This is a genomic window from Labrys sp. ALF-8 (assembly GCF_059699065.1).
Genome location: NZ_AP048537.1, coordinates 172,998 through 198,878 on the forward strand (window position 1 = coordinate 172,998; position 25,881 = coordinate 198,878).

Below are 25,881 nucleotides of genomic sequence, written 5' to 3' on the forward strand. Positions count from 1 at the left end.
GGTGGCGGATAAGAAGAGCCAGGGAGTGAAACGTGCGCATCACCGGAATGACGCCCTATGTGCTCGGATGGCCGGAACCCAACGATTTCAACAATCTGCGCATGACGGTGCTGCTGGCGGTGGATACGGACGCCGGCATGCGAGGCTGGGGCGAGGCAATCGCCATGTGGCCGGAGGCGTGCAAGGCCACCGTCGCCATCATCGAGGAGGGCTTCCTGCCTCTGCTCAACGGCCGGGAAGCCACGGATATCCCGGGTTGCTGGGAAGCCATGAAGAAGCACAGCTGGTGGTATGGTGAGGGCGGTATCGCGGCCTTCGCACTCTCGGCGGTCGACATGGCGTTGTGGGACATTGCCGCCAAGGACCGGGGCGTTCCCCTCGTCACCCTGCTCGGTGCCCAGCACGAAACCCTGCCTGCCTGCGCCAGCCTGCACGTCAACCAGGCGACGATCGAGGAATCCGTGCGCGAAATATCAGCCCATTTCGCCAACGGCTTCCGCTCCACCAAGCTGGGGCTCGGCAAGCGCGGCCTTTCCAAGGCCGGAAGGGATCCGGACTATGACGTCGCGCTCGTCGCCGCGTTGCGCAGGGAAATCGGCAAGGCCGGAGGCATCATGGTCGACGCCGGCAATGGCACGGTGTGGGACCTGCCGACCGCCGTGCGAACCGTCAACCGCATGGCCGAGCATGATATCGCGTGGATCGAGGAACCATTCCATCCCAGCCGCATATCGGATCACGTTGCCCTCAAGGCGGCGGTGAGCGTTCCAATCGCCGCAGGCGAACGGGAATGGCAGCCGTCCGGCTACAGGCGCTGGCTCGATACGGAGGCGGTAGACATCTTCGGCATCGATCCGGCCAGGGTGGAGGGGATCACCGGTTTCCGCCAGGCAGCGGGGGCGATCGAGGATGCCGGCCGCATCGTCAACGCCCACGCATGGTCGACCGCCGTGCTCACCGGCGCCAGCCTGCACCTGTCCCTGGCGACCCGGTCGGCGGTGCTTTTCGAGCTCAAGCCGGTGCCCGGTCCCATGCAGTTCGAATTGGTCGAGGAACCCATCTGGCACGACAACGGGCTGCTCTGCGCGCCGCTCCGGCCGGGCCACGGCGCGGAGCCGCGCATGAGCGTGGTGGACAAGTATTTGACAAGGCTTTGAATTCCCAAACGGAAGGGTGCGTAAGCCTTTCTAAACCATGCATAAATCACATGCCCGATATACAGGCAGCGCCGTGCGATTTTGCACAAATTTTGTCCCAATTCGCGTATACACCGCGCCAAGAAACGAAGTCTCTTTTTTGGAACGACGACAGTGACCACCGTGTCCCTCATCAATGCCATCACCGCCCGGGTTGTTGCCTTCCGCAACCGCCGCCGCATCGCCAATGTGCGCAGGCAGCTCGGCTACCGCGAGATGCTCGACCTCGGCATCTATCGCGGCCATCTCGACCGCGTCGCCGCGGCCGAGAACGAAGCCATCTGATTTCGCGGAGCGCGCCGCCGGCAATGGCGGCCCCGCACAGAAAAGCCCGGAGCGCGATCATGGTCACCGTGATGGAGCTCTTTTTTTGCCCCCTGAGCGCACCGGTCGTCCACCCCGGAAACGGGATGTCCGCCTGATCGTGTCGGCCGAAGGATAGCAACGACCTCGACCTTCGCCGTCAGGGGCCGGTCCAGGCGATCCAGCCCGGCGCCAATGAGCTGGAGGCGCCCCCTTCAATTGGCTCCGATCATCGCGAAGATGCGATAATCCGGCTTCGCCGGATCGGGCGAGACATCGCACACCCAGACATTGTGCTGCCCAGAGCCGATCATCATGCCCTGCCAGTTCAGGAAGAGATCCTCCGGCTTCTCCGCCAGGATGTCCGCGCGCAGCTTCGGGCCGATGAGCGCCGGATCGAAGGCGGTGAAGGAGGCGCGGCTGCGCAGCACCAGCCGTCGCTTGCCACGGATGGTGACGGGAAAGCTGAGATGGGAGCCGATCCAGCCCATGTCGTCCCGACGGATCGCATCCTTGAGATGGGCGAGGAAGTCTTCGCGCGGCCCTGCCTTGGCTGAATGAACTTCGAGAAGGACGAGTGAACCGGTCAGGAATGCAGCAGCAAGACGTTTCATGGCAGTTCTCTTCGACCGACGGGGTATAGCCCACCGCCCTTCGTCATGTCTTCCATCGCATAGTTGTGATGAGTCCCATAACCAGTTTTCATATTTGACCGACCGACCAAATATTCCCTCGCCAGCGCCAATCGGCTAGAACGATGAGGCGGGCGGCTCCCGCGCTTTTCTTTATTCATTTCCCCGCACCAGCCTGGCGGATTTGGGCACAATCGGCCCCGGCAATTGCTGGGACGCCGATTTTTCGTGCCGCAGCAAAGGGATAGCTTGCGATGGCCGCCTCTTCGGCGTCGCGGGACTAGTGACGACGCATGGATGCCAAAGCAGCGACATTGACTTCCGCCGCCCCCTCGGCCGCACCGGGTTTCAGCGCCGAACGGACGGCTTATTCGATACTTCTGGCGATCAGCGTCTCGCATTGCCTCAACGATACGCTGCAATCGCTGATCCCCTCGATCTATCCGATGCTGCGCGACAATTTCGCTCTGAGCTACGGCCAGATCGGGCTGATCACACTCGCCTTTCAGCTCACCGCCTCGCTTCTGCAGCCCTTCGTCGGCCTGTATACGGATCATCGGCCTCAGCCCTATTCGCTGACGGCCGGCATGGGCGTCAGCCTGTGCGGGCTGGTGCTGCTGGCCTATGCGCCGAATTTCGAGACGGTGCTGATCGCGGCGATGCTCGTGGGCGTCGGCTCGTCCATCTTCCACCCCGAATCCTCGCGCGTGGCGCGCATGGCTTCCGGGGGCAAGCCGGGTCTCGCCCAGTCGGTGTTCCAGGTCGGCGGCAATCTCGGCACGTCGATCGGCCCGCTTCTCGCTGCCTTCATCGTCCTGCCTTTCGGCCAGCATTCCGTGGCGACCTTCTCGGTGATCGCCCTCGTCGGCATGATCATCCTGTGGAATGTGGGCAACTGGTACTCGGCCTATCGCCGCAACACCGCCGGCATGAAGCCGAAAGCCCATGCGAGCGTGGCGCCGCTGTCGCGCGGCCGCGTGATCGCCTCGATCGCCATCCTGCTCCTGCTGATCTTCTCGAAGTTCTTCTACATGGCTTCGATGTCGAGCTACCTGACCTTCTACCTGATCTCGAAGTTCGGCGTATCGGCACAGGATGCCCAGTTCCACCTGTTCATCTTCCTGTTCGCGGTGGCAGCCGGCACGCTGATCGGCGGTCCGGTGGGTGACCGCATCGGCCGCAAATACGTGATCTGGGTGTCGATCCTGGGCGTGCTGCCCTTCACGCTGGCGCTGCCCTACGCAAACCTGACCTGGACGACGGTCCTCGCCGTGGTGATCGGCTTCATCCTCTCGTCGGCCTTCTCCGCCATCATCGTGTTCGCGCAGGAACTCGTGCCGGGTAAGACGGGCATGGTCGCCGGCCTGTTCTTCGGCTTCGCCTTCGGCATGGGCGGGCTCGGCGCGGCGGCGCTCGGCTTCCTGGCCGATCACACCAGCATCGAGTTCGTCTACAAGGTCTGCTCCTTCCTGCCGATGATCGGATTGCTGACGATCTTCCTGCCGAATATCGAGCGTCCCAAGCCCGTGGTGGTGGAGAAAGTGGTGGAAACCTTCGACTGACCGACCGCCGGTCTGGCGACCGGCGTTTCGGGGAATTGCCGGCCGATGGACCGGCCTACGGACGAGCGGGGGCCGCGCTGGCAGGACTGCCAGGGGCCCCCGCTCCAATTCTGAAGATGGAATGGAAACGACCAATGGGTAGCGTGTCCCCGCTCTCGGGGCCTCAGGCCGGCCTCGACGGCAACCAGAGCTGGAGCAAGGAAGCGATTGCAACCTTCCTCCTGGCCTGGCCGTTGATCCTGACCAATCTGGTGGAGCTCGCGCTCACCACCACCAATCTCATCCTGGTGGGAGAACTGGGCTCGCAGGCGCTTGCCGCCGTGACGCTCGCCAACAACCTCTTCTTCTTCTTCGCCATTATCGGCCTCGGCGTGGTGACGGCCGTGGCGCCGATGGTGGCCCGTGCGCTCGGCGCCAACGACCGTGTGAGCGACAACATCCGCCGTACGGTGCAGCAGGGCCTGTGGGTCGCGCTCCTCGTCTGCATCCCGGGCCTCGTCTGCCTGCTCAATGCCGAGGCGATCATGCGCATGCTCGGCCAGGAGGCGGCCATCGCCGCCGCCGCCGCGCACTATCTCAAGGGGCTCGCCTGGTCTCTGCCGCCCTTCATCGGCTATATCGCCCTTCGTTCGGCGGCGGCGGCGATGGGCCATCCGCGCGCGGCGTTGTGGTCGGCGCTGGCAGGCATCGTCATCAATGGCGTCCTTGCCTGGGCGCTCACCTTCGGTCATCTCGGCCTGCCCGCACTCGGGCCTCTGGGCTCGGGCATCGCCACGGCCGTCGCGACCTGGGTCCTGTTCCTGATCCTGGCCGCCTTCCTGGCTTTCGGCGGGCCGTTCCGACGTCATCGCCTGTTCCATCGCTTCGGGCAGCCGGATCTCGAGCGGTTCTGGCAGATCCTCAGGCTTGGCGTGCCCATCGCCATCACCCTTGCCTTCGAGGTGACGGTGTTCAACGCGGCCGCCTTTCTGATGGGTCATCTCAGCGAGACGGATCTTGCCGCCCATGGCATCGCCATCCAGATCGCCTCGATCAGCTTCATGGTGCCGCTTGGCCTCGGCCAGGCAGCGACGGTGCGCGTGGGTGTTGCCTTCGGCGCCAGGAACAGGCACGCGATCTCGCTCTCGGGCTGGACCCCCTATGTGCTCGGCGTGGGCTTCATGTGCGCCACGGCCGTGCTGATGCTTACCGCTCCGCGTCTGCTGATCGGCAACTTCATCGATCTGGCCGATCCCGCCAATGCCGAGGTGGTGGCGCGCGCCGCCCTGTTCCTGGTCTTCGCCGGCCTGTTCCAGATCGCCGACGGCGCACAGGTCGTCGCCTCGGGCATGCTGCGCGGCCTGCACGACACCAAGGCGCCAATGCTGATCGCCGCCTTCGGCTATTGGGTGGCAGGCCTGCCGCTCGGTATCGTCCTCGCCTTCCCCATCGGCCTGGGCGGGGTCGGTATCTGGCTGGGCCTGGTCAGCGGCCTCTCGGCCGTGGCCGTGCTGATGACGGGGCGCTGGATGATGCGCGACCGACTGAAGCTGGCGCACTGACTGGGGATGGCGGCTTCCGGCTCGCCTCTCTCCCCCTTCTGCGGCCTTAGCGGTTCAAGGCGCCGGCTGGAGGGCTGCGGTCCCTGGAGCTATTGGCCCGACTGCAGGTAGGTCAGCCGTTCCAGGTAGGCGGTCTGCAGGCAGGAGACTTCGGTGCCGCAACGGTCGCGCGCAGCGCGCCAGGCGGCCTGGTTGTCGCTGAGCTGCGATTGAAGATAGGTCGGCAGCAAGCGGAACTTCGTCTTGAAGGCGGCGTTGAGGGCCTGGTCCAGGCGAGCGAGGCCGGCGTTCTGGCAGATGGCCCGCTCGGAAGGATTGAGCCGGCCATTGCAGGGAAAGCTCGGCTGCACCAGTGCCGATCCCGAGATCTGGGCGGTGACGTTCTGCAGAAAGGCCAGCCTTTGCCGGTAGCTGTCGCCGATGCAGACGGCATCGTCGCCGCAATTGTCGCGCTGCGCGCGCCACGCCGTCTGGTTGGTCTTCAGCTTGGCCTGCAGATCCCTCGGCAGGGCGCCGTAGGCCACGTTGTAGGCCGCCACCATGCTCTGATCGAGCGTTGCGAGAGCCGCGTCGTTGCAGATGGCGCCTTCGGTGGGATTGAGCCGCCGATCGCACGGAAAGGTCGGTGATATCTGGCGGGTCTGAGCCCCATCGGCGCTTCCCTGGCTGAGCGAGGCCTGCTGCTGGAACCCGGATTGTCCGGACTGCGAGGTGGCCGGCTGCGTCTGATCCACAGGCGCCTGGAACAGGGGCTGCGCTTGGGGCTGGAACTGAGGCTGGGGTTGCGGCTGGGGTTCCACGGCGATGGTCTTCACCGGCTGGGGAGCGCTCACCGTGCCGGTCATGGCGAAGGAGCCGATGATCGCCTCGTTCACCCACGGCGTCTGCGCGCCCTGCGTCTCCTGGTCCACGTCCGCCCGCACCTGTCCGAACATCTGGCGGATGTCCAGCCCCGGCGTCTCCATATGCGCCAGAAGCGCCGTCGTGAACGGCGAATTGCGCCCCGTCCCGTCCTGCGCCACCGATCCGGGCGCCGTCGAAAACGCAATCAGCGTCCCCTTGGCCGAGGACGCGTCAAGGTCGATGCGCGCCAGACCCCGTGTCCCCGCACCCCGCACCAGCGTGCGCGTCAACGGATTGTCCCGGCACGAATCCAGGATCACCACCTTCACCTTCGGCGACGCCCCGTCCACAAGCTCCAGAAGCTTGTCCAGCGAAAGCGCCTGCGTGTCCAGGTCCAGCTCGTCCGAGATCTTCGCCGACACCGGGATCAGATAGTTCCGACCCTTCACCTGCACGCCGTGCCCCGAATAGAACACCACCACGCTGTCCGCATGGTCCGCATCCCGCAAAAACGCCCGAAGCCCGTCATTCATCGCCTGCAGGTCGCCGTCCTTCACCAACGTCACCGCATAGCCGATCCGCCCCAGCGCCAGCGCCATGTCGTTCGCATCGTTCGGCGGGTTCACCAGCGGCGTCACAGACCGATACGCACCGTTCCCGATCACAAGCGCCGCTCGCGACGCGGCCCAGGCCGGCGAGAAGCCAGCGAGCGTCAAGACGGCGAGGAAAAACAAACGGATAGCGAAAGGCATGAAACAACTCGGTAATTGTCGACAGGGCAGACTATCTCTTCCAGCCCACGCAAATCAAACGTGACTCGCCATGCAAAAACCGCCGGGCTGGGGCCTAAGAATACCGCCTTTCGCGTGAACATGTCATGGCATACATACCAGCGCATCGACAGACAGGTGTATCGTGGCCGACTACGTCCGCAGAATTCTGGATGCCCGGGTCTATGACGTTGCCCAGCAGACCCCGCTGGATCCGATGGTGCGGCTCGGCCAGCGCCTGAAGGGCCCTGTGCTGCTCAAGCGCGAGGATCTGCAGCCTGTTTTTTCCTTCAAGATCAGAGGGGCCTACAACCGCATTTCGCGCCTCTCGCCGGAGGCTAGGGCCGCAGGGGTGATCTGTGCCTCGGCCGGTAACCACGCCCAGGGCGTCGCGCTCTCCGCCAGCCGGCTCGGCATCCGCGCCACCATCGTGATGCCGGTCACCACGCCCAGCATCAAGATCGAGGCGGTGCGCTATTGGGGCGGCACCGTGGTGCTGCATGGCGACGCCTTCGACGAAGCCTATGCCCACGCTCGCGAACTGGAGCGCGAACAGGGCCTAACCTTCGTGCACCCCTATGACGACGGCGACGTGATTGCCGGCCAGGGCACCATCGGCGTCGAGATCCTGCACCAGCACCCCGATCCGATCGAGGCGATCTTCCTGCCGATAGGCGGCGGGGGGCTGGCTGCCGGCGTCGCCTCCTACGTCAAGTTCCTCCGGCCCGAGATCAAGGTGATCGGCGTCGAGCCTGTCGATGCTGCCTCGATGAAGGCGGCGATCGCCAGCGGCGAGCGCGTGGTGCTCGATCGCGTCGGCCTGTTTGCCGACGGTGTCGCGGTGCGCCAGGCGGGCGAGGAAACCTTCCGCCTGTGCCGGGAACTTCTCGACGACGTGCTCACCGCCGACACCGACGCCATGTGCGCGGCGATCAAGGACATCTTCGAGGATGTACGCGTGCTGGCCGAGCCCGCCGGCGCGCTGTCGCTGGCCGGCCTCAAGGCCTATGCCCAGGCAAGGCCCCGGCGCACCGGCGCGCTCGTCGCCGTCAACAGCGGCGCCAACATGAATTTCGATCGCCTGCGCCATGTGGCGGAGAGGGCTGAAGTGGGCGAGGCGCGCGAGATCCTGCTTGCGGTCACCATTCCCGAGGAGCCCGGCTCCTATCGCCGCTTCATCCAGGTGCTCGGCAGCCGCGTGGTGACCGAGTTCAACTACCGCTATGCGGGCGGCAGCAAGGCGCATGTGTTCGTCGGCCTCAAGCTCGCCGACGCCAAGCGGGAGAAAGACGAGATCATCGGCCAGTTGGAGCGACTCGGCTACGGCGTGATCGACATCAGCGCGGACGAGACCGCCAAGCTGCACGTGCGCTACATGGTCGGCGGGCGCGTTCCCGGCCTCACGGACGAGGTCGTCTTCCGCTTCGAGTTTCCGGAGCGTCCGGGTGCGCTCCTCAAATTCCTCGACGAGGTGGGGCTGAGCTGGAACATCACCCTGTTCCACTACCGCAACCACGGCGCCGACTATGGCCGGGTTCTGGTGGGGGTGCAGGTGCCGGAAACGGATCGCGGCCGCTTCGAGGCACGCCTCGCCACCCTCGGCTATCCCTATGAGGACGAGACGTCGAACGACGCCTATCGCCTCTTCCTCGGAGGTTGAACGAAGCGCGCCCTGTGCGCCCTGTCACGGCTTTCTCACTGAAACTACGAAATAATTCATCTTAAGTGGTGACGGAGCCTTAACCAGCCCCCGTTACCTTCGGGCATCTGTTGGAGTTGGTACGATGCGTTTGGCTGGCTTGTTTGCCGCAAAGAACGGATTTGAAGAAAGCGATATTAGCGGCGTGACGATCGACGTCGTGGTCGGCCTGTTCGCAGGCCTGGCGCTGATCGTCGGCGTCTGGTTGCTTGGCAGCGCCGTGAGCGCCGATACCACGCATATAGCGTCCGCCCTCGCGCGCTGAAACCTGCGACGACCGTGCCTGTCGTCCATGGCGGGTCACAAGGTTACGCGCTTGCTTCGGCCGAAGGCTGCGTTACGAAGAAAAAGAGCGCCGCCGCCTGCTGGCGATGGCGCCCTCGAATCTTGCCGGCCTCGGTGCCTTTACCGGATGCCTTTACTTGGCGACCGAGTTCTTGATCAGGCCGATGATGACCTGCAGGATGGCTCCGCCGGCACCGCCCGCGATGACATTGCTGATGATGCCGCCGATGCTGAGATTGCCCTGCTGCGCGGCGGCGAGAACCGACGGCGCCAATGCTGTGATGAGCTGGCCCAGCACACCGCCGCCGACTGCGCCGACGATCAGGTTGAGGATGGTGCCCATGTCGAACTGAGGCAGTGCCTTGCCGGATCCCGCTCCGCCGAGGGCGCCGCCTACCAGGTTGATGAGAATCTGTGAGAGGTCCATTGTCGACTTCCGCTTCCTCCGGCGGTGGGTTGCCCGAAATTTCGTCCGCCTGCGACAAACATGCGCAGATTCTCATGGCGTTTCAATCACAGTACCGTCGGCAAAATGCCCGATTGCTGCCATGCTTTGCATTTTCCGGTGGATTACGCGGTAGTTTTCCAAGTCTTGTGGTCGCCTACCCCTAGGACAGGCCGGCTGGTATCCGGGTAGCATCGATCCGCTCGACGGCTGTCGAGTGCACGAATCCATGCGGTTGAACGGCGCGGACAGCTCGGCGAAGCGCCCTGGATGGATAAGTGCAAGCGGGAGCAGGATCAGCCCCAAGGCTCTTGCCTCAGGGAGAGTTTCCCTCGTCCCAACGGGATGCCGCAACGTCGTCCTCATCCCTGGCAGCAACCCAGTCACTGCCGCTCGCCCGCTCCTCCTTCTTCCAGAAGGGAGCCCGGGTCTTGAGATAATCCATCAGGAAAGAGGCGGAGTCGAAAGCGGCCTGGCGATGCTTCGACGCCGTGACGACCAGGACGATGTTGTCGCCGGGGACGAGGCGGCCGAACCGGTGGACGATGGTGACGGCGTCGAGGGGCCAGCGCTCCCGTGCCTCGGCCTCGATGCGTTCGAGCTCGGCCTGCGCCATTTCGGGATAATGGTCGAGCGTCATAGCCGTGATACGGTCATCCTGCGGTCCTGCACGGCAGATGCCGATGAAATTGACCACGGCGCCGATATCGGTGCGACCCTGCGTGATCGCCGTGACCTCTGCAGCCACGTCGAAGTCAGCACTTTGGAGCCTTACGGTCATCGCCGTCCGGTCCCGGGCGCAACCAGCTTCGTGTTCATGGCTTCCAGCATTCCGCTTTGCTCCAGCCGGAATGGCGTCGCTGCCTTCGATCTCCCGGCCATGGGCGTTCTCACCCGCCCGTCATCGGCGGGAAGAAGGCGACCTCCCCTGCCCCTTCGAGCGAGGCCGCCGGCTTGACATGGCGCCGGTCGATGGCGGCGCGCACGATCCGGGGATTTTCGAAGGCATGGGCATGGGCCTCGCTCCGCCCGGCCAGCCACTTCATCAGTTCCTCGACGGTCTTGACGTCGGACGGCAGTTCGACGACCTCCTCGGGCACGCCGATGCGTTCGCGCAGCCAGGCGAAATAGATCAGCTTCATTCCCGTTCCTCCAGCAGGTGCTGCACGCCGCTGCGGAAATAGTCGTAGCCGGTGTAGAGCGTGACCACGGCCGAGACCCACAGCAGCACGAGCCCGATGACGGTGCAGCCCGGCAGAACGCGTTCGCCTGCTGGCCCGGCGAGCAGGAAGCCGACGGCCAGCAACTGCACCGTCGTCTTCCATTTGGCGAGGCGCGTGACCGGCACGGAAACCCGCAGCTCGGCAAGGAACTCGCGCAGGCCCGAGACCAGGATCTCGCGGCAGAGGATGACGATGGCGGCCCACACGGCCAGATTGCCCAGGCTCAGCGTGCCCGTCGCCGTCAGCATCAGCAGGCAGGAGGAGACGAGCAACTTGTCGGCGATGGGATCCAGCATGCGGCCGAGAGAGGATTGCTGCCCCCAGGCCCTCGCCAGATAGCCGTCAAAATAGTCGGTGATCGCTGCCAGCGCGAAGGCCCCGAAGGCCACCCAGCGCACCCAGATGACATCGGGCCAGAACAGGCAGGCGACGACCAACGGCACGGCGGCAATCCGACCGTAGGTCAGGATGTTCGGCAGGGAGAGCGGCGATATCCGCTTTTTGGGCGCGACGGCTGTCATGGCTTGAAGGAACATAGGGAGGGCCGCTGCGTCAACAAGGTTTCGACGCTCCCTAGGTCGCCTTTTCGTGAAAGAAGGCATACACCTTCCGGGCGGTCGCCTGGTCGATGCCCGGACAGCCTTCGAGATCGGCCATCGAGGCCCGCTCGATGGCCTTGAGCGTGCCGAAATGCCGCAGCAGGGCCCGTTTGCGCTGCGGTCCGATGCCTCCGATCTCCTGCAGCCCGCCCTCCTTCAGCGATTTCGAGCGTTTCTGCCGGTGAGCGCCGATGGCGAAGCGATGGGCCTCGTCGCGCAGGCGCTGCACGAAATACAGCACGGGATCGCGTGGCGCGAGCTTGAAGGGCGGCTTGCCCTCCACAATGAAGGTCTCGCGCCCCGCGTCGCGGTCTACGCCCTTGGCGACGCCCACCAGCGCGACATCCTCGACGCCGAGATCCGCGAAGACCTCACGCGCGACCTGCATCTGGCCCGCCCCGCCATCGATCAGCACCAGGTCGGGCCATGACGGCATGCCCTCCTCAGGCTCACTGTCCGTGGCCGTCTGCGTGGGATCGCGCGGATTCTCCTTGATCAGCCGCGAGAAACGCCGCTGCAGCACTTCGCGCATCATGCCGTAGTCGTCGCCCGGCGTGATCTCGGAGGATTTGATGTTGAACTTGCGATAGTGGTTCTTGGCGAACCCTTCCGGACCCGCCACGATCATGCCGCCCACCGCGTTGGTGCCCATGATGTGAGAATTGTCGTAGACCTCGATGCGGCGCGGCGCCTCTTCCAGTTTAAAGGCCTCCGACACGCCTTCGAGCAGCTTGAGCTGGGAGGAGGATTCGGCGAGCCGCCGGCCCAACGCCTCCCGCGCATTGGTGAGGGCGTGGTCGACCATGTCGCGCTTCTCTCCGCGCTTGGGCGCGGCGATCTCGACGCGATGGCCCGATCGAAGCGAAAGCGCCTGCTGCAGCAGTTCTGCCCCCTCCACCTCATGGGAAAGCAGGATCAGCCGCGGCGCCGGCTTGTCGTCGTAGAACTGGCCCAGGAAGGCATCGAGCACCTCGGCCTCGGACAGGGTGCGGTCCGCCTTGGGGAAATAGGCGCGGTTACCCCAGTTCTGGCCGGTGCGGAAGAAGAAGACCTCGATGCAGAACTGCCCCGCCTGCTCGTGCACGGCGAAGACATCGGCCTCCTCGATGGAACGCGGGTTGATTCCCTGGGTCGCCTGGATGGCGGAAAGCGCGGCGAGGCGGTCGCGATAGCGGGCGGCGCGCTCGAATTCGAGGAGTTCGGAAGCGGCCTCCATCTCATGCGCCATCTGCTCCTTGATGGCCTTCGACTTCCCCGACAGGAAGGCGCGCGCCTCGCCGACGAGATTGCCGTAGTCCTGGACCGAAATCTCGCCCGTGCAGGGCGCGGAACAGCGCTTGATCTGGAACAGCAGGCAGGGCCGCGTCCGCGTGGAGAATACCGAGTCCGTGCAGGAGCGGATGAGAAAGGCGCGCTCCAGCGCGTTCATGGTGCGATTCACCGCGAGCACGCTGGCGAACGGGCCGAAATAATCGCCCCTGCGCGTACGCGCCCCTCGGTGCTTGGTCAATTGCGGCGCCGGATGGTCCCCCGTCAGCAGGATATAGGGGAAGGACTTGTCGTCGCGCAGCAGAACGTTGAAGCGCGGCTTCAGGCTCTTGATCAGGTTGATCTCGAGCAGCAGCGCCTCGGTCTCCGTCTGCGTGGTGACGAATTCCATCGACGCCGTCTCGGAAATCATGCGGGCGATGCGGGCCGTGGGCGCGATGCCCCGCGCATAGCTCGCCACGCGCTTCTTGAGCGAATGCGCCTTGCCCACATAGAGCACCGTGCCCTCTGCATCGATCATGCGATAGACGCCCGGCGCATTCGGCAGCGTTTTCCAGAAGGCATGGATGACGGCGGCCCCTGCCCGCAGGGATGTCGGCACGGCTTTTTCATCGAAGGCGAAATCGACGGAGGAAGAGGCTTCCTCGGTCTCGGGAAGATCGGGCGAGTCGGTCATGGCGCTAAAATAGGGCGCTGAACGCGCAGTGACGAGAGGTGCCGTGAAAGATCGGGGGGATTGCCCACTGCGCGAGGCCACGGGCAGGTGAAGCGAGGGGGCGCCCGAGTCTTCCTATCCCGCCCATGCCAAATGCTGGCCGCCATCGACCGCGATCATCTGCCCGCTGACACTCCTCGCCCCCGCTAGATAGAGCACCGCCTCGACGATATCCGCCACGTCACTTCCATGTCCGAGCGGTGTGCCGGCAGCCTCGGCCGCGAACTCCTCGGGGGTTTGCGACGCCGCCTGCAGCGTGGGGCCGGGGCCGATGGCATTGACCCGGATGCGGGGAGCGAGCGCCTGCGCGAGTGTCTGCGTGGCGACGTAGAGCACCGATTTGCTGAGATAATAGGAAACGTAGTCGGGGCGCGGATGCAGCACGCGCTGGTCGATCAGATTGACGACGGAAGGATCGCGGGTGCCGCCCTCGACCTGGGAAGCAAAAGCCTGGGTCAGGAAGATCGGTGCCTGGGCATTGACGGCGAATTGCTTGTTCCAGTTCTTCGCCTCCAGGCTGCCGACGGCATCGGGCACGAACATCGAGGCCGAGTTGACGAGAAGCGTCAGCGGCCCGAGCGCCTCCTTCGCTTCCGCGACGATGCGGCCTACCTCATCGCCGGCGCCGAGGTCGCCGACCACGACGGGGGCCTTTCGTCCGAGAGCATCGATCACGCCGGCAAGCTCGTCGGCCTCCTCGCGTGAACGGTTGCAGTGCAGGGCGACATCATAACCCTGGCGAGCCAGGCCAAGGGCGATCTCGCGGCCGATCCGCTTGGCGGCGCCCGTCACCAGTGCACGCCGCGGTCCTCCAGCTTCCACCATGCCATCCTTTCCCAATCAGAGCCGGAAATTTTACAGACAAGGCCTGTTATTGATCCGGAATTCACGGTTCGTCGCTTTTCATGTTTCGTTTACGCTGCAGCCAAGTTCCTGCCCAGCGTTAACGTCGCAAAATCCACCAGCATTGTTCAACAGGCATATCGGGCCCACCGGGCCAGCCGGGACACACAATGCTGAAGGTCACCTTCCTCACTTGTGCGATCATCGCTGCGCAGCCTCTCATGGAGGGAGCGCAGGCTGGCGATGCCGCGCCCGCTTCCCTGTCGATGGTGTGGACAGGACGCTTCGTGAACATGACCAAGGCCCCGGTCCTGGCCGGCACGGCCCAGCAGGCCGACGCCAAAGGGCAGCGCCGCTCCGAGGGCAATGGCGACCCCGACATCGTCGGCTCCATCCCGCGTGACGCCAGCGGCGACGCGGCCGCGGATATTGCCAGGCTGCGCGGCACGCAGGCCCTGTCCCTCTGTGCTCTGCCCGGCCCGGTCGTAGGCAATGCCAGCGACAGCCTCGCTTGCGGCGGCGCCGGCCATAATCGCTGGTCCGCCAAGGCGGCGACCTTCAACTACGATCTGAGTGCGGTCAAACCAGACTTCGCAAATGCTCCGACGCCCTATGCGGCGTCCTGGGACATCCCGGCGGAGGCACTGGCTCCTCCTTGAGAAGCATTAACTTCCCACCAACCATGTTCTTCGAGTCAACAACTTACGTATAGATATCCCATCAAAAATATAGTTAACAAAGTATTATCAAAATGACTTCATGATACGCCACAATATTGCCTTGTTAAATCGCTTTAATGAACTAATCAGGCAACTTTCTCTTAAGAGTCTTAACGTACCACGGAACAGGACTGCTCGATGGGTTGGGAGACCGGCGTCATCGCGAGTATGAGTACCAGGAGTTCACGATGAAAAAGCTTCTTCTTGCCACGGCAGCGACGCTGATCGCCGGCTCCGCATATGCTGCCGACATTCCGCGCTACCAGGAGCAGGAACCTGCCTATCAGGCACCTGCCACGACAGTGACCTGGACCGGCTTCTATGCCGGTGCAAACATCGGTTACGGCTTCTCCGGCGACTTCGATCCACCAGGCTGGCGCCTCAACCAGGCTACCGGTTGGACCGGCGGCGTTCAGGCCGGCTACAACCTGCAATATGATCCGATCGTCGTCGGCATCGAAGGTTCGCTCAACTACGCCGACATCACCGACAAATGGATGGGCGGCCGCGGAACTCTCGGCTTCAACGGCTCGATCACGCCTCGCGTGGGCTACGCATTCGGCGACTTCCTGCCCTATGTGAAGGCTGGTATCGCCGGCGGCAATGTCGAGATGAAGTATGTCCGCAGCGACAGCAACTTCCTCGTCGGCTGGACTGCCGGTTTCGGCCTGGAATATCGCGTGACGCCGGAGATCTCGTTGCGTGCCGAGTATAACTACACCAGCCTGGCGCGCGGTGACTACGACGTGGATGCCATTCCCCGCGCCTCTTACAGCGGCAGCGACATCAAGCTGGGCGTCAACTATCACTTCTGATCGGATCGGAAGGCAGTACGCCCCGACGAGGCCCGGCAAACCGCCGGGCCTTTTCGTTTTTCAAAGCGGGGCAAGGCACCCCCTCCCCGTCAACCGGCGGGCTTTGCGGCACGGCTCTCCCAGACGACATTCGCAAACACCGCGACAAGCACGATGCCGCCGCCTATCAACGTGGCCGGGCGAGGCGTTTCGTCGAAGGCCAGCCAGACCCAGAGCGGAGCGAGCGGTGTTTCGAGTGCGCTGACAAGCGCCGTCTGCCCCGCCGGAATAAGCTTGGCGCCGACGGTGAAACAGAGGAGTGCGAGACCCATATTGGTGATGCCGAAGGCGGCGAGGAGAGTGAACTCCCGCCCGCCGGCTGGCCAGCCGGACAGGAAGGGCAGGACGGCCAATGCCGGCAGCAAGGCGGAGATGCTGGCCGCCGGAGCGAGAGGCACGTCGGGAAAGCGCCGCCGCAGAACGGTGAACGCCGCAACGATTACTGTCATCGCGAGCGCCAGCGCGTCGCCGGCGAGACTTCCCTCGCCCGCACTGCCGGCGACCGTCACCCCTACCCCGACTAGTGCCGCCGAGCTGGCTCCCAGCAGTGCCCATGAGGTGCGTTCGCGCATCGTCAGCCAGGCAAGGGCGGCTGCGACGAAGGGGACGCAGGCATAGATGATGGAGACATGGGCCACGCTCGTCAAAGTCAGAGAGGCCACGAAGCAGGCCATGCCGCAGCCGGACAGCAGGCAGAACGCCAGGCCGACACGCCCGATGCCAAGGAAGGCCCGCCAGGTGCGACGTCCTTCCGACGCGAGCACGAAGAGGAAACTGGTGGCCGCGCCGAACAGGCCCCGCCAGAACAGCAGGCTGGCAAACTCGATCGGTACCGCCCGGGTGAAATAGCCCGCCGTGCTCCACAGAACGGCGGAGAATGCCACCAGGAGCAGCCCCCGTTGATGTGGCGCGAGCGTGGGACGGCCAGATGAATTCGATACGGCAGTCATCGCAGGCCTCCATGGGTTGACAGGAGGCGATTCAAGCAGAACCATGCTGACAGGAATCTGTCAGCAGTGTTTGCAGCGGATCATCGCCGGAAGAATCGCATGCGCCGCACCACCCGCTTGTTCGAAATAATCCAGCTTCTGCGTGTGGCCAGGAAGCCGGTGACGGCCGAGGCCATCGCCCGCCAGCTGGAGGTCACCAAACGCACGGTCTATCGCGACATCGCTTCGCTCCAGGCGCTTTCGGTGCCGATCTACGGGGAGGCCGGCATCGGATATGTCATGCGCGCGGGCTACGACCTGCCGCCTCTCATGCTGTCGATCGAGGAAGTGGAGGCGCTCGTGGTAGCGCTGGGCCTGCTCGAGCGCACCAACGACAAGGGCTTGAAGAACGCCGCGGATTCAATCCGTGCCAAGATCGCCACCGTCCTGCCGACGCCGGCGCGCCAGTCCATCGACAGGAGCAGCCTATATGTGCCGCAATGGGTCCAGCCCGAGCCCGTCACCGTGGATCTCGCCATGGTGCGTTCGGCCATTCGCGACGAGCGCAAGCTGATGCTCCATTACGCCGATGCCGAGGGGCGGCCGAGCGAGCGCGTCATCCGGCCGATCGGCGTGGTCTACTATGTCGAGGTGATGCATGTCATCGGCTGGTGCGAGTTGCGGCAGGACTTCCGCAGCTTCCGCGCCGACCGCATCCGGCAATGCCGGCTCACCGACGAGCGCTTCGAGGGAGAAGGCGCAAAGCTGCGCCTCGCCTGGGAAAAGCGACGGGAGTGACGGCCCGCCGCTTCTCCCGGATCGGGTCACGCCGGCCGCGTCAGGGAGTAGGACGGAACCCCGGCCTCGAACTCCGTGAGCCATGCCAGAAGCCCGGGATGATCGTTGCGCCAGGCGCCGGCAAAGCGCAGGTCGAGGTAACCAAGGGCGCAGGCGAGCGCGATGCTGCCGGCATCGAGCGAAGGATCGAAGGTGCCTGCCCGCCTTTCGAACTCCGCCAGCCCGCGTTCTACCTTGCCGGTCTGGATCTCGAGCCAGCGCGCGCTGTGATGCTCGGGATCGCGAAACCGTCCCTCGTAGACCCGCAGCAGGGACGCGTCCATGATGCCGTCGGCGAGCGCCAACCGGGTCAGGACCTCGTAGCGCGCGGTTCCGCCGGGAATGATGCGACCGCCTCCGGCCAGCATGTCGAGGTAATCGAGGATCACACGGCTGTCGTACAGCGCCGTGCCGTCGTCGAGCAGGAGGACGGGGATCTTGCCGAGCGGATTCTGGCTACGCAGAGAATCCTGCGGGTCATTGGTATCGGCGGGAACGACCGTGATCCGGTCCGACAGCCCAAGGTAATGGGCTGCGATCTTGACTTTCCGTCCAAAGGGAGAGGCAGGCGAGGAGCGCAGTTGCATGAGGCCGAAATCCAGCGTTGGAATCACGAAGCGCCCCGGCGGAGCGATCCAATTCCGATACTCTATTTCGGCCGGCGGGTTCTGCAACCCGTCGGAAAGAAGCCTCAGGCCTTCACCAGATTCACTGCCTTGGGGCCTTTGCCCTTCTTGTCCGGTTCGACATCGAAGGAAATCTTCTGCCCTTCCGAAAGCGTTCCAAGACCGGAGCTTTCGACTGCTGTGACGTGAACGAAAATATCGCGCCCACCATCATCCGGCGTAATGAAGCCGTAGCCTTTCTGGGCGTTGAAGAACTTGACGGTGCCGCTCTGCGCCATCTTCCACTCCCGGTCCTGATCCAGCCCCGAACGACCGGATCCATTCCCCACCACAAGGGCCTGTCGTCAGGTATGGTCCGGAACTGGATGGGATCGGAAGTGGCCAGATGGGAGGGGGCATTGCACAGACCGATACATCCGTATTGGCAAGCGATGCGACGCAGCAGCCGACCGTTCTTCACCTCACCGCTCGGTAGCGGCGCGCTCTTGCCCGATGAATTCTCACCTGGCGAAAATCGCTTCCGTCCAACCGAGACCATACCTGACGACACGTCCTAGAACCGTGAGTTTCATCCAAAGGGCGTCCGTGCGCAAGAGGCGATCTTGCTGCGAGTATTCGAATGAAGGAACGAGGCCCTTGCTGCTTCGACAATTCGCATGGATGCTTGGGCCATGAGTGAAGACATTCCGTATAACCGAGAGCCGGCCGCGCCCGGCGTCGTCGAAGACTTGTCGGCCAACGTCAGGCGCATCATCGCCCCCAACGGCGGACCTTTCACCTTCACGGGGACCTGCTCCTATATTGTCGGGCACGGCAGCGTCGCGATCGTGGATCCGGGACCGGACGACGCCGGCCACGTGGCCGCGCTTCTGGCTGCGCTGGAGGGAGAGCGTGTCGAGGCGATCGTCGTCACGCACACCCATCGCGACCATTCCCTCGCCGTTCCCGCCCTCGTGGCGGCGACAGGTGCGCGGACGTTCGGCGCCGGTCCGCATCGCAGCGCCCGCCCCATGCATCGGGGCGAGGTCAATCTCCTCGATGCGGCGGGAGACATGTCCTTCGTGCCGGACGTCGTCCTGGCGGACGGGGAGGCCATCGAAGGAAGGGACTGGCGCCTCGCCGCCATCGCCACCCCCGGCCATTGCGCCAACCATCTGGCCTTCTCGCTTTCAGGCGACGATGTACTGCTCTCGGGCGATCACGTCATGGCCTGGTCGACCAGCATCATCGCCCCGCCCGACGGCGCCATGGGCGAGTACATGGCATCTCTGCGCAAGCTGATCGGGCGGCCGGAGACGCGATACTTCCCGGGTCACGGCGGGCCGGTAGCCGAACCCCAGCGCTTCGTCGAGGCCACGATCCGCCATCGCCTGATGCGGGAAGCCTCGATCCTGGAGGCGCTGCGGCAGGGCCCCGCCACGATCGCGGCGCTGACGGTAAAAGTCTACACTGGGATACAACCAGCCCTGTTCGGCGCTGCGGCACTCAACCTCTTCGCCCACCTCGAAGATCTCGTACAGCAGGGCCGCGCCGGCACGCAGGGGCCGCCCTCGTTCGAGGGAACCTACTGGCTGGCCTGATCGGGCAGGAGCGCGCGGTCGCGCAGATCGGCCAGGAACCTCTGGACGTGGCCCGCATTCGCTCCGAAATCATAGGAGCCGTAGCGGGCGGCCGAACGCATGTCGACACGCGTCTTTCCATCCTCCACCCGGATGCGCACGGCAATGTCATCCGTGGTGCCGAACAGGGTCGAGTTCGCGACCGCCTCTATGCGATCGGAAGGCGCGATGTCGGGCAGGCGCACGCGAGCGGCCGTTTCGGCGAGCCGCAGGTCCGCCACCACCCGCCATCGGCGCTCCTGCATCAACCGCAACACCAGCTTGCGGATATCGTCGGGCGGGATATCGATCAGCAGGGACTGGATCTGCGGCAGCGCCTTGCGCTGATAGGCCGCCCTCTCGGCCGGGTAGGAGACGGGATTTGCATCGGCGGGCCGCTCCTTCTCGGCGTGCGACAACGGCGGCGGATCGTTCGGATCGGTGGAAACGTCGACTATGGCCGGTACGCTCAAGGCCAGCCACGAAGCAAACCCCGCGGGCGCGATCAGCAGCAGCGCCAGTACGAAACCCGCCAATGCCCGCCCGAAGCCGCGCTCGCCCTTGCGCCAGATCAGCACGAAGGCGACCATGGCGAACGAAAGTGCAAGGACCGCCACGACCAGGCTGCCGACCAGCGCGGCAAAGGCCGCGCTCATCGGTGCAAGGTGAAAGCGCAGCAGCACCAGGCAGATCAGGACGGCTTCGAAGGCGAACACGGCCGCCAGGCGCGAGGATGTGGCCCAACTCGTCGGCGGCGGAGCGGGTCGCCGGAACATCAGTGTTCGAGCGATTCGAGAAGTGCCGGCAGTTCCATCACGCTGCCGATCACGTGATCGGCGTGGGGCTCCAGTTCCTCGCGCCCGGCGAAACCAGAGAGCACGGCTATGGCCGTGCCGCCGGCAGCCTTGACCGCATGAAGGTCATGGGTGGAATCCCCCACCAGCGCGATGTCACGGGGCATGACCCCGAATGCTTCGGCAAAGCCGAGCACCGGGCCCGGATCCGGCTTGCGGCCGTGGCCGGAATCATAGCCGAGCACGGCGTCGAGCCAGGGCAACAGGCCGAGCTTCTCGCAATGCGCCCGGGCGCCGGCTTCGGAATCATTGGTGCAGATCCCGGTGAGGTAGCCCTTGGACTTCAGGTTCGACAGCAACCACGGCGGATCGCCGATGGGCGTGACATGCTTGAGGCCCTCTTCGATGAAGATGCGGTCCATCTGCGAGAAGAAAGCGCTGTCGGCGGTCTCGCCGAGGGCTTCGGCCCAGGTCACGCCGTAATCGGCCGAGGATTGTGCCACGAGCACCGAAGTCGGACGGATGCTGTGCGTCGCCAGGTCATAGTCGTTGATCTCGACCAGCCGGGCCATCTTCTCCGGATCGCCTCCGCTCAGGCGCTGCATGGCGGCATAGGCGGCGGCACTCCAGGTGAGATGGAAATCGACCAGGGTTCCGTCCTTGTCGAAGAGAATGGCACGTATCGGCATCATGAATCCCGTAAGCTCGAAGCTTTCTTCATGCACAGGTAATTTGGGCTCGCAAGCATATTGCGGAATCCGCTGATAAATCCCATGTTTCCAGCACATCGTGGGCTTTGAGCCACGGCAGCCGACTGCCCATCAGGGGGCCGGCCGGAGGATGATTATGCGTGACCCCTACAGCGTGCTTGGCGTTTCCAAGACGGCGAGCCTGGCCGAGATCAAGAAGGCCTTTCGCAAGCTAGCCAAGCAGTACCATCCCGATCAGAACAAGGATGACAAGGCCGCGGCGAAGTTCGCGGAGGTAAACGGCGCCTATGAGATCGTCGGCGACGAGAAGAAGCGTGCCCAGTTCGACCGGGGCGAGATCGATGCCGAGGGCAAGCCGCGCTTCCAGGGCTTCGAGAACGCGGCGGGACCGGGCGGCTTTTCCCGCGACGGCGGCAACTTTGAATTCAATTTCGGCTCCGGAGGCCGCAGCGGCGGATTTGGCGGCGGCGGTGGATTTGACGATATCCTGAGCGAGATGTTCGGCGGGCGGGCGCAGCGGGGCGGCGCTGGACCGCGCGGCGCGCCGCCGCGCGGCGACGACATCCACGTCACCGGACAGATCCCCTTCACGATCTGGGCCCTGGGTGGAAAGGCTCGTGTCGACCTCGGCTCCGGCCGGATGGTCGATGCGTCGATCCCGGCAGGCATCACACCTGGCAAGACCATTCGCCTGCGCGGCCAGGGCGAGCCCAGTCCCTTCGGTGGGGAAGCGGGAGATGCGCTGATCACGGTGGCGGTGGCGCCGCACGACATGTTCCGCGCCGAGGGCAAGAATGTCCGCGTCGACGTCAACGTTACCCTCTACGAGGCCGCGCTCGGCGCCAAGGTGCGCATACCCACGCTGGACGGCTCGGTCGACCTCACCCTGCCGAAGGGCACCACGGGCCTGCGCTCGTTCCGGCTCAAGGGCAAGGGCGTTCAGGAGAAGGACGGCCCGGGCGATCTCATCGTGCAGCCGCGCATCATCATGCCCGACAAGCTCGACGAGGATCTGGAAGCTGCCCTCGTCAAGCTGCGCGACAAGGGCTACGACATCGGGCGGTAAGGCCGGTTCCGTTCGAAAGGCGAGATGGGTGGAGTGGTGATCACCACCCCAATCCCCGCTTGAGGCTGCGCCTGGAAACGGCCGCCGATGCCGCCCTATTTCCTGAACGGCCACTCCACCGGCGTTCCTACCTGGCCGCGATGGCGCAGCACATGGTCCGCCAGCACGCATGCCATCATCGCCTCGCCCACGGGTACCGCGCGGATGCCGACGCAGGGATCGTGACGGCCCTTGGTCACGATATCGGTGTCGTGGCCGTAGCGGTCGACCGTACGGCGCGTCTGCAGGATCGATGAGGTCGGCTTCACGGCGAAGCGCACCACGACGGGCTGGCCAGTCGAGATCCCTCCCAGAATGCCGCCGGCATGGTTGGAGAGGAACAGGAGCTTGCCGTCATTGCCCATGCGCATCTCGTCGGCGTTTTCCTCCCCGCCGAGTTCCGCCGCGGCAAAGCCGTCACCGATCTCCACGCCCTTCACGGCGTTGATGCTCATCATCGCCGCGGCGAGGTCGCCGTCGAGCTTGCCGTAGATCGGTGCGCCCAGACCGGCTGCCACTCCCTCGGCTACCACCTCGATCACCGCGCCGATGGAAGAGCCCGCCTTGCGGATCCCGTCGAGATACTCCTCGAAGAACTCAGCCATCACCGGATCGGGGCAGAAGAAGGGATTGCTGTCGATCGCGTTCCAGTCCCAGCGCGCACGATCGATCTTGTGCGGTCCCATCTGCACCAGCGCGCCGCGGATGCTCACGCCGGGCACGACCTGGCGTGCAATGGCTCCGGCGGCCACGCGGGAAGCCGTCTCGCGGGCGGAGGACCGTCCCCCTCCCCGATAGTCGCGCAAGCCGTATTTGATGTCATAGGCATAGTCGGCATGGCCTGGCCGGTATCTGTCCTTGATCTCCCCGTAGTCCTTGGAACGCTGGTCGACGTTCTCGATCATCAGGTTGATCGGCGTGCCCGTGGTGAGCAGCTCGCCGCTCGTCTCGTCAGCCATCACGCCCGACAGGATGCGCACCTGGTCGGGCTCGCGGCGCTGGGTGGTGAAACGGCTCTGCCCCGGCTTGCGGCGGTCGAGGAAGCCCTGGATCATCGCCTCGCTGACAGGCAGACGCGGTGGGCAACCGTCGATGACGCATCCCAGCGCGACGCCATGGCTCTCGCCATAGGTGGTGACGCGAAACAATTGACCGAATGTATTGAAGGACATGGGAACCTGCCGAGACCGATTTGCGCAGCCTTCTACAGCATGGAAGGCCCGGCAGGGAACGGCTTTGCACAGTTTTGTCGAATGACGTAGCGGAATAACGGGAGACGCCACAATTTAACCAAGTCTTCCCCTCATGGCAGCACACGGGTGGGTGGCAAAACCAGGTCCTCGAGGTTCGACCTCCGGGAGGAGATCTCCATGAAAATGCTGAAAAACGTGCTCATGCCAGCCCTTGCCGTACTGGCCCTCGGCATCGGCGGTGCCTATGCCCAGACGACACCGGCTCCCACCGCGCCGGCACCGACCATGAAGCCGGCCAAGCCAGCCATGAGCAGCGATCAGAAGCAGACTATTTCCAAGGCCTGTTCGGCGGCTGCCGACAAGCAAGGGCTGCATGGCAAGGCCCGCAAGAAATTCCGCAACGACTGCAAGAGCCACGGTGGCCCGGCCGCCTAGGCCAACGACGGGTGAACAGTGATGAAGGCCAGTCCACCGGCTGGCCTTCTTTATTGATCGTCGGGGCAGGCGAAGGCCTGACAGCCTCAATTTCACCAAGGCTATGAAGTATTGTTGGGAGAGTGGTGAGGTTATCCTGGAGGTTATGCTCTGAAGAGGAGTTCCCCATGAAAATCCTTCGACCTGCCATTATATCTGCGATGGTCTTTGCGCTGTCGCTCGGCACGGGCGTCGCCTTTGCCCAGACCACGCCAAGCCCGGCTCCCTATGCGGCATCCCCCGCGCAAGACACCATGAAGCCGGCGAAACCCGCCAAGAAGCACGTGCACAAGACCTCCTACTCGAAGTCCTGCATGGCGCAGGGCCATGCGAAGAAGCTGCACGGCAAGGCCCTCAGCCGCTTCGAGGCCAACTGCAAGCACCATAGCGGCGCCTGATCGCGGCTTTACGGAATGATGGAGGCCGGTTGAAAGACCGGCCTTTCAGTTGCCCCGGCAAGCCGATCGGGGCATGGCCTCAGATCCACTCGGCGGATTTGCCCCGGAAGATGAGGAGTTTGCCCTGCCAGATGGCGGCATCCGCCGCCTCGTTGCCGGGCATGCCGGTAAGGAGAGTCAGAAGGACGCGGGCCACGCCGCCATGGCTCACGACCACCAGGTCCTGATTGACCGTTTTCAGCCACCCGGCGATGCGATCGCGCAGCATGGCGTAGCTCTCGCCGCGCGGCGGCACATAGTCCCATTTGTCGGCCGAGCGGGCCTTGACCATGTTGCGGTCGATCGAGCGCAGTTCAGCCCAGGTCTTGCCTTCCCAGTCGCCGAAGGTGAGTTCCTTCAGCCGATCGTCCAGCTTGTAGCGTGCCGGCGGCAGGCCTATGGCCTTGCGCGCCAGTTCGGCGGTCTCCCGCGTGCGTCCCAGGGGGCTGACCTGCCAGGGCAGGCCATCCGGCTCCGAAAGGACGCCGACAAGCCTGCGCCCCACTTCCGCCGCCTGGTCGCGGCCGACATCATTGAGCGGGACATCCTGCTGGCCTTGCAGGCGCGCCTCGGCGTTCCAGTTCGTCTCGCCGTGGCGCATGAAATAAAGGGTGTGCGCCACGAGCCTGTTCCTTGTTCTGACGCCCTGGTATCGCAGCAGGCACGAAGGCCCGCGGACACTCAAATCCACTGTTCCGTGTCGCCCCAGGAAGGTCCGAGGCGACTTTGTGGAGCCGAAAACAATCCCGCGGAAAAGTCCAGAAACTTTTCGGTGAGGGAAAGATTCGGCCCGCGCTACCCACCCTTGCCGCCCTGTCAGTCCTTGCCGGCAAGGGTGATGTCGGGCGAGGTGGGATTCTTCATGCCGACGACGTGATAGCCGGCGTCGACATGGTGAACTTCACCGGTCACGCCGCGCGACATATCCGACAGGAGATAGGCCCCAGCCTCGCCCACTTCCTCGATGGTCACGGTACGGCGCAAGGGAGCGTTGTATTCGTTCCACTTCAGGATGTAGCGGAAATCTCCGATGCCGGAGGCGGCGAGGGTCTTGATCGGGCCAGCCGAAATCGCATTCACGCGAATCGCCTTCTCGCCGAGATCGGCGGCGAGATAGCGCACGCTTGCCTCGAGGGCCGCCTTCGCAACGCCCATCACATTGTAATGCGGCATCCATTTCTCGGCGCCGTAATAAGTCAGCGTCAGGAGCGAGCCGCCATCCGTCATCAGCTTCTCGGCGCGCTGGGCGACCGAGGTGAGCGAATAGCAGGAGATCAGCATGGTCTTGGTGAAGTTCTCTTCGGTCGTCTCGATATAGCGCCCGTCGAGCTGGTCCTTGTCGGAAAAGGCAATGGCATGGACGACGAAGTCGAGCTTGCCCCACTTGGCCTCGACCTCCGCGAAGACGGCGTCGATCGTATCGCCATCGGTGACGTCGCAATGACCGACGACGAGGGCATCGAGTTCCGCCGCCAAAGGCTCGACACGCTTCTTGAGAGCATCCCCCTGATAGGTGAAAGCAAGCTCGGCACCGTGCTGCCTGCATGCCTTGGCAATGCCCCAGGCAATCGACCTGTTGTTCGCCACACCCATGATGAGGCCGCGCTTGCCGGCCATCAATCCACTTGCTGTCATTCCGCAACTGCCTATTCGAAAGGAACGGCATGAATAACGGAAGGC

Annotated in this window: 29 protein-coding genes; 13 read left to right on the forward strand and 16 right to left on the reverse strand. The window is 64.3% G+C overall.

Features of this window, described 5'->3' with window-relative positions:
- The first annotated feature begins 32 nt into the window (after nt 1-32).
- Nucleotides 33-1,157 carry a mandelate racemase/muconate lactonizing enzyme family protein gene (locus tag AC6H34_RS00875; protein ID WP_497537610.1) on the forward strand — a complete coding sequence of 375 codons (1,125 nt, stop codon included), beginning with the start codon at nt 33-35 and terminating at the stop codon, nt 1,155-1,157.
- Between the two features lie 153 nt (nt 1,158-1,310).
- The gene (locus AC6H34_RS00880; protein WP_448146596.1) at nt 1,311-1,481 is read left to right on the forward strand and encodes a hypothetical protein; all 171 of its coding nucleotides are present in this window, start codon (nt 1,311-1,313) and stop codon (nt 1,479-1,481) included.
- A 233-nt stretch (nt 1,482-1,714) separates the two neighbouring features.
- Here the strand turns inward: AC6H34_RS00880 and AC6H34_RS00885 are convergent, their stop codons facing one another.
- Nucleotides 1,715-2,113: a hypothetical protein gene (locus AC6H34_RS00885; RefSeq protein ID WP_448146595.1), complete on the reverse strand. Its 399-nt coding sequence runs from the start codon at nt 2,111-2,113 to the stop codon at nt 1,715-1,717.
- A 332-nt stretch (nt 2,114-2,445) separates the two neighbouring features.
- On the opposite strand from AC6H34_RS00885, the gene AC6H34_RS00890 reads away from it, so the two are divergent.
- A complete protein-coding gene (locus AC6H34_RS00890; RefSeq protein ID WP_448151247.1) occupies nt 2,446-3,693 on the forward strand; it encodes an MFS transporter in 1,248 nt (415 codons plus the stop codon).
- 134 nt (nt 3,694-3,827) lie between these two features.
- Complete coding sequence (locus tag AC6H34_RS00895; protein WP_497537611.1) at nt 3,828-5,234, forward strand: MATE family efflux transporter; 1,407 nt, start codon at nt 3,828-3,830, stop codon at nt 5,232-5,234.
- Nucleotides 5,235-5,323: 89 nt separating this feature from the next.
- On the opposite strand, the gene AC6H34_RS00900 is transcribed toward AC6H34_RS00895, so the two are convergent.
- The gene (locus AC6H34_RS00900) at nt 5,324-6,829 is read right to left on the reverse strand and encodes a caspase family protein (RefSeq protein ID WP_497537612.1); all 1,506 of its coding nucleotides are present in this window, start codon (nt 6,827-6,829) and stop codon (nt 5,324-5,326) included.
- Between the two features lie 130 nt (nt 6,830-6,959).
- On the opposite strand from AC6H34_RS00900, the gene ilvA reads away from it, so the two are divergent.
- Both ilvA and AC6H34_RS00910 read left to right on the forward strand, forming a co-directional pair.
- A complete protein-coding gene (gene ilvA, locus AC6H34_RS00905) occupies nt 6,960-8,507 on the forward strand; it encodes a threonine ammonia-lyase, biosynthetic (RefSeq protein ID WP_497539832.1) in 1,548 nt (515 codons plus the stop codon).
- 124 nt (nt 8,508-8,631) lie between these two features.
- Nucleotides 8,632-8,811 carry a hypothetical protein gene (locus tag AC6H34_RS00910; RefSeq protein ID WP_448146592.1) on the forward strand — a complete coding sequence of 60 codons (180 nt, stop codon included), beginning with the start codon at nt 8,632-8,634 and terminating at the stop codon, nt 8,809-8,811.
- Between the two features lie 153 nt (nt 8,812-8,964).
- Here the strand turns inward: AC6H34_RS00910 and AC6H34_RS00915 are convergent, their stop codons facing one another.
- The 6 genes from AC6H34_RS00915 to AC6H34_RS00940 all read right to left on the reverse strand — a co-directional run bounded on the left by AC6H34_RS00915 (nt 8,965) and on the right by AC6H34_RS00940 (nt 13,907).
- On the reverse strand, nt 8,965-9,258 hold the full coding sequence (locus tag AC6H34_RS00915; protein ID WP_448146591.1) for a hypothetical protein: 294 nt from the start codon (nt 9,256-9,258) through the stop codon (nt 8,965-8,967).
- Between the two features lie 334 nt (nt 9,259-9,592).
- Nucleotides 9,593-10,057: a molybdenum cofactor biosynthesis protein MoaE gene (locus tag AC6H34_RS00920; RefSeq protein WP_448146590.1), complete on the reverse strand. Its 465-nt coding sequence runs from the start codon at nt 10,055-10,057 to the stop codon at nt 9,593-9,595.
- A 109-nt stretch (nt 10,058-10,166) separates the two neighbouring features.
- Nucleotides 10,167-10,418 (reverse strand): molybdopterin converting factor subunit 1, encoded by a 252-nt coding sequence (gene moaD, locus AC6H34_RS00925; protein WP_497537613.1) that lies wholly within the window; start codon nt 10,416-10,418, stop codon nt 10,167-10,169.
- Nucleotides 10,415-11,020, reverse strand: coding sequence for a CDP-diacylglycerol--glycerol-3-phosphate 3-phosphatidyltransferase (gene pgsA / locus AC6H34_RS00930; RefSeq protein ID WP_448146588.1), 606 nt, complete (start codon nt 11,018-11,020; stop codon nt 10,415-10,417). The genes moaD and pgsA overlap by 4 nt, the downstream gene beginning before the upstream one ends.
- Nucleotides 11,021-11,072: 52 nt before the next feature.
- Nucleotides 11,073-13,043 carry an excinuclease ABC subunit UvrC gene (uvrC, locus tag AC6H34_RS00935; protein WP_497537614.1) on the reverse strand — a complete coding sequence of 657 codons (1,971 nt, stop codon included), beginning with the start codon at nt 13,041-13,043 and terminating at the stop codon, nt 11,073-11,075.
- A gap of 114 nt (nt 13,044-13,157) precedes the next feature.
- Entirely contained in the window at nt 13,158-13,907 is a 750-nt protein-coding gene (locus AC6H34_RS00940) for an SDR family oxidoreductase (RefSeq protein WP_448146586.1), read from the reverse strand.
- 188 nt (nt 13,908-14,095) lie between these two features.
- Between AC6H34_RS00940 and AC6H34_RS00945 the strand changes: the two genes are divergently transcribed.
- Together AC6H34_RS00945 and AC6H34_RS00950 are read left to right on the forward strand one after the other, a co-directional pair.
- Nucleotides 14,096-14,584 carry a hypothetical protein gene (locus AC6H34_RS00945; protein ID WP_448146585.1) on the forward strand — a complete coding sequence of 163 codons (489 nt, stop codon included), beginning with the start codon at nt 14,096-14,098 and terminating at the stop codon, nt 14,582-14,584.
- A gap of 248 nt (nt 14,585-14,832) precedes the next feature.
- Nucleotides 14,833-15,459 carry an outer membrane protein gene (locus AC6H34_RS00950; RefSeq protein ID WP_448146584.1) on the forward strand — a complete coding sequence of 209 codons (627 nt, stop codon included), beginning with the start codon at nt 14,833-14,835 and terminating at the stop codon, nt 15,457-15,459.
- 89 nt (nt 15,460-15,548) lie between these two features.
- Here the strand turns inward: AC6H34_RS00950 and AC6H34_RS00955 are convergent, their stop codons facing one another.
- Nucleotides 15,549-16,448 (reverse strand): DMT family transporter, encoded by a 900-nt coding sequence (locus tag AC6H34_RS00955; protein WP_497537615.1) that lies wholly within the window; start codon nt 16,446-16,448, stop codon nt 15,549-15,551.
- A gap of 99 nt (nt 16,449-16,547) precedes the next feature.
- Here AC6H34_RS00955 and AC6H34_RS00960 point away from each other — a divergent pair, with 99 nt between their 5' ends.
- Nucleotides 16,548-17,225, forward strand: coding sequence for a helix-turn-helix transcriptional regulator (locus AC6H34_RS00960; RefSeq protein ID WP_497537616.1), 678 nt, complete (start codon nt 16,548-16,550; stop codon nt 17,223-17,225).
- Between the two features lie 26 nt (nt 17,226-17,251).
- Here AC6H34_RS00960 and AC6H34_RS00965 read toward each other — a convergent pair whose 3' ends face one another.
- Both AC6H34_RS00965 and AC6H34_RS00970 read right to left on the reverse strand, forming a co-directional pair.
- Complete coding sequence (locus tag AC6H34_RS00965; protein WP_497539833.1) at nt 17,252-17,851, reverse strand: glutathione S-transferase; 600 nt, start codon at nt 17,849-17,851, stop codon at nt 17,252-17,254.
- Nucleotides 17,852-17,955: 104 nt separating this feature from the next.
- Complete coding sequence (locus AC6H34_RS00970) at nt 17,956-18,168, reverse strand: cold-shock protein (protein WP_448146581.1); 213 nt, start codon at nt 18,166-18,168, stop codon at nt 17,956-17,958.
- 393 nt (nt 18,169-18,561) lie between these two features.
- Here AC6H34_RS00970 and AC6H34_RS00975 point away from each other — a divergent pair, with 393 nt between their 5' ends.
- The gene (locus tag AC6H34_RS00975) at nt 18,562-19,470 is read left to right on the forward strand and encodes an MBL fold metallo-hydrolase (protein WP_497537617.1); all 909 of its coding nucleotides are present in this window, start codon (nt 18,562-18,564) and stop codon (nt 19,468-19,470) included.
- On the opposite strand, the gene AC6H34_RS00980 is transcribed toward AC6H34_RS00975, so the two are convergent.
- Together AC6H34_RS00980 and AC6H34_RS00985 are read right to left on the reverse strand one after the other, a co-directional pair.
- Nucleotides 19,455-20,264 carry a DUF1499 domain-containing protein gene (locus AC6H34_RS00980; RefSeq protein ID WP_448146579.1) on the reverse strand — a complete coding sequence of 270 codons (810 nt, stop codon included), beginning with the start codon at nt 20,262-20,264 and terminating at the stop codon, nt 19,455-19,457. The two genes, AC6H34_RS00975 and AC6H34_RS00980, sit on opposite strands and share 16 nt — an antisense overlap.
- Entirely contained in the window at nt 20,264-20,974 is a 711-nt protein-coding gene (locus AC6H34_RS00985) for an HAD family hydrolase (RefSeq protein WP_497537618.1), read from the reverse strand. Before AC6H34_RS00985 ends, AC6H34_RS00980 begins: the two co-directional genes overlap by 1 nt.
- Nucleotides 20,975-21,128: 154 nt before the next feature.
- On the opposite strand from AC6H34_RS00985, the gene AC6H34_RS00990 reads away from it, so the two are divergent.
- Nucleotides 21,129-22,058 carry a DnaJ C-terminal domain-containing protein gene (locus AC6H34_RS00990; protein ID WP_497537619.1) on the forward strand — a complete coding sequence of 310 codons (930 nt, stop codon included), beginning with the start codon at nt 21,129-21,131 and terminating at the stop codon, nt 22,056-22,058.
- A gap of 95 nt (nt 22,059-22,153) precedes the next feature.
- On the opposite strand, the gene aroC is transcribed toward AC6H34_RS00990, so the two are convergent.
- Nucleotides 22,154-23,269: a chorismate synthase gene (gene aroC, locus AC6H34_RS00995; RefSeq protein ID WP_497537620.1), complete on the reverse strand. Its 1,116-nt coding sequence runs from the start codon at nt 23,267-23,269 to the stop codon at nt 22,154-22,156.
- 198 nt (nt 23,270-23,467) lie between these two features.
- Here aroC and AC6H34_RS01000 point away from each other — a divergent pair, with 198 nt between their 5' ends.
- Both AC6H34_RS01000 and AC6H34_RS01005 read left to right on the forward strand, forming a co-directional pair.
- Entirely contained in the window at nt 23,468-23,725 is a 258-nt protein-coding gene (locus tag AC6H34_RS01000; RefSeq protein ID WP_448146575.1) for a PsiF family protein, read from the forward strand.
- Nucleotides 23,726-23,892: 167 nt separating this feature from the next.
- Nucleotides 23,893-24,162, forward strand: coding sequence for a hypothetical protein (locus AC6H34_RS01005; RefSeq protein WP_497537621.1), 270 nt, complete (start codon nt 23,893-23,895; stop codon nt 24,160-24,162).
- A gap of 79 nt (nt 24,163-24,241) precedes the next feature.
- On the opposite strand, the gene AC6H34_RS01010 is transcribed toward AC6H34_RS01005, so the two are convergent.
- Both AC6H34_RS01010 and fabI read right to left on the reverse strand, forming a co-directional pair.
- Nucleotides 24,242-24,823, reverse strand: coding sequence for a histidine phosphatase family protein (locus tag AC6H34_RS01010; RefSeq protein WP_497537622.1), 582 nt, complete (start codon nt 24,821-24,823; stop codon nt 24,242-24,244).
- Between the two features lie 194 nt (nt 24,824-25,017).
- Entirely contained in the window at nt 25,018-25,836 is an 819-nt protein-coding gene (fabI, locus tag AC6H34_RS01015; RefSeq protein WP_448146572.1) for an enoyl-ACP reductase FabI, read from the reverse strand.
- Nucleotides 25,837-25,881: the final 45 nt, after the last annotated feature.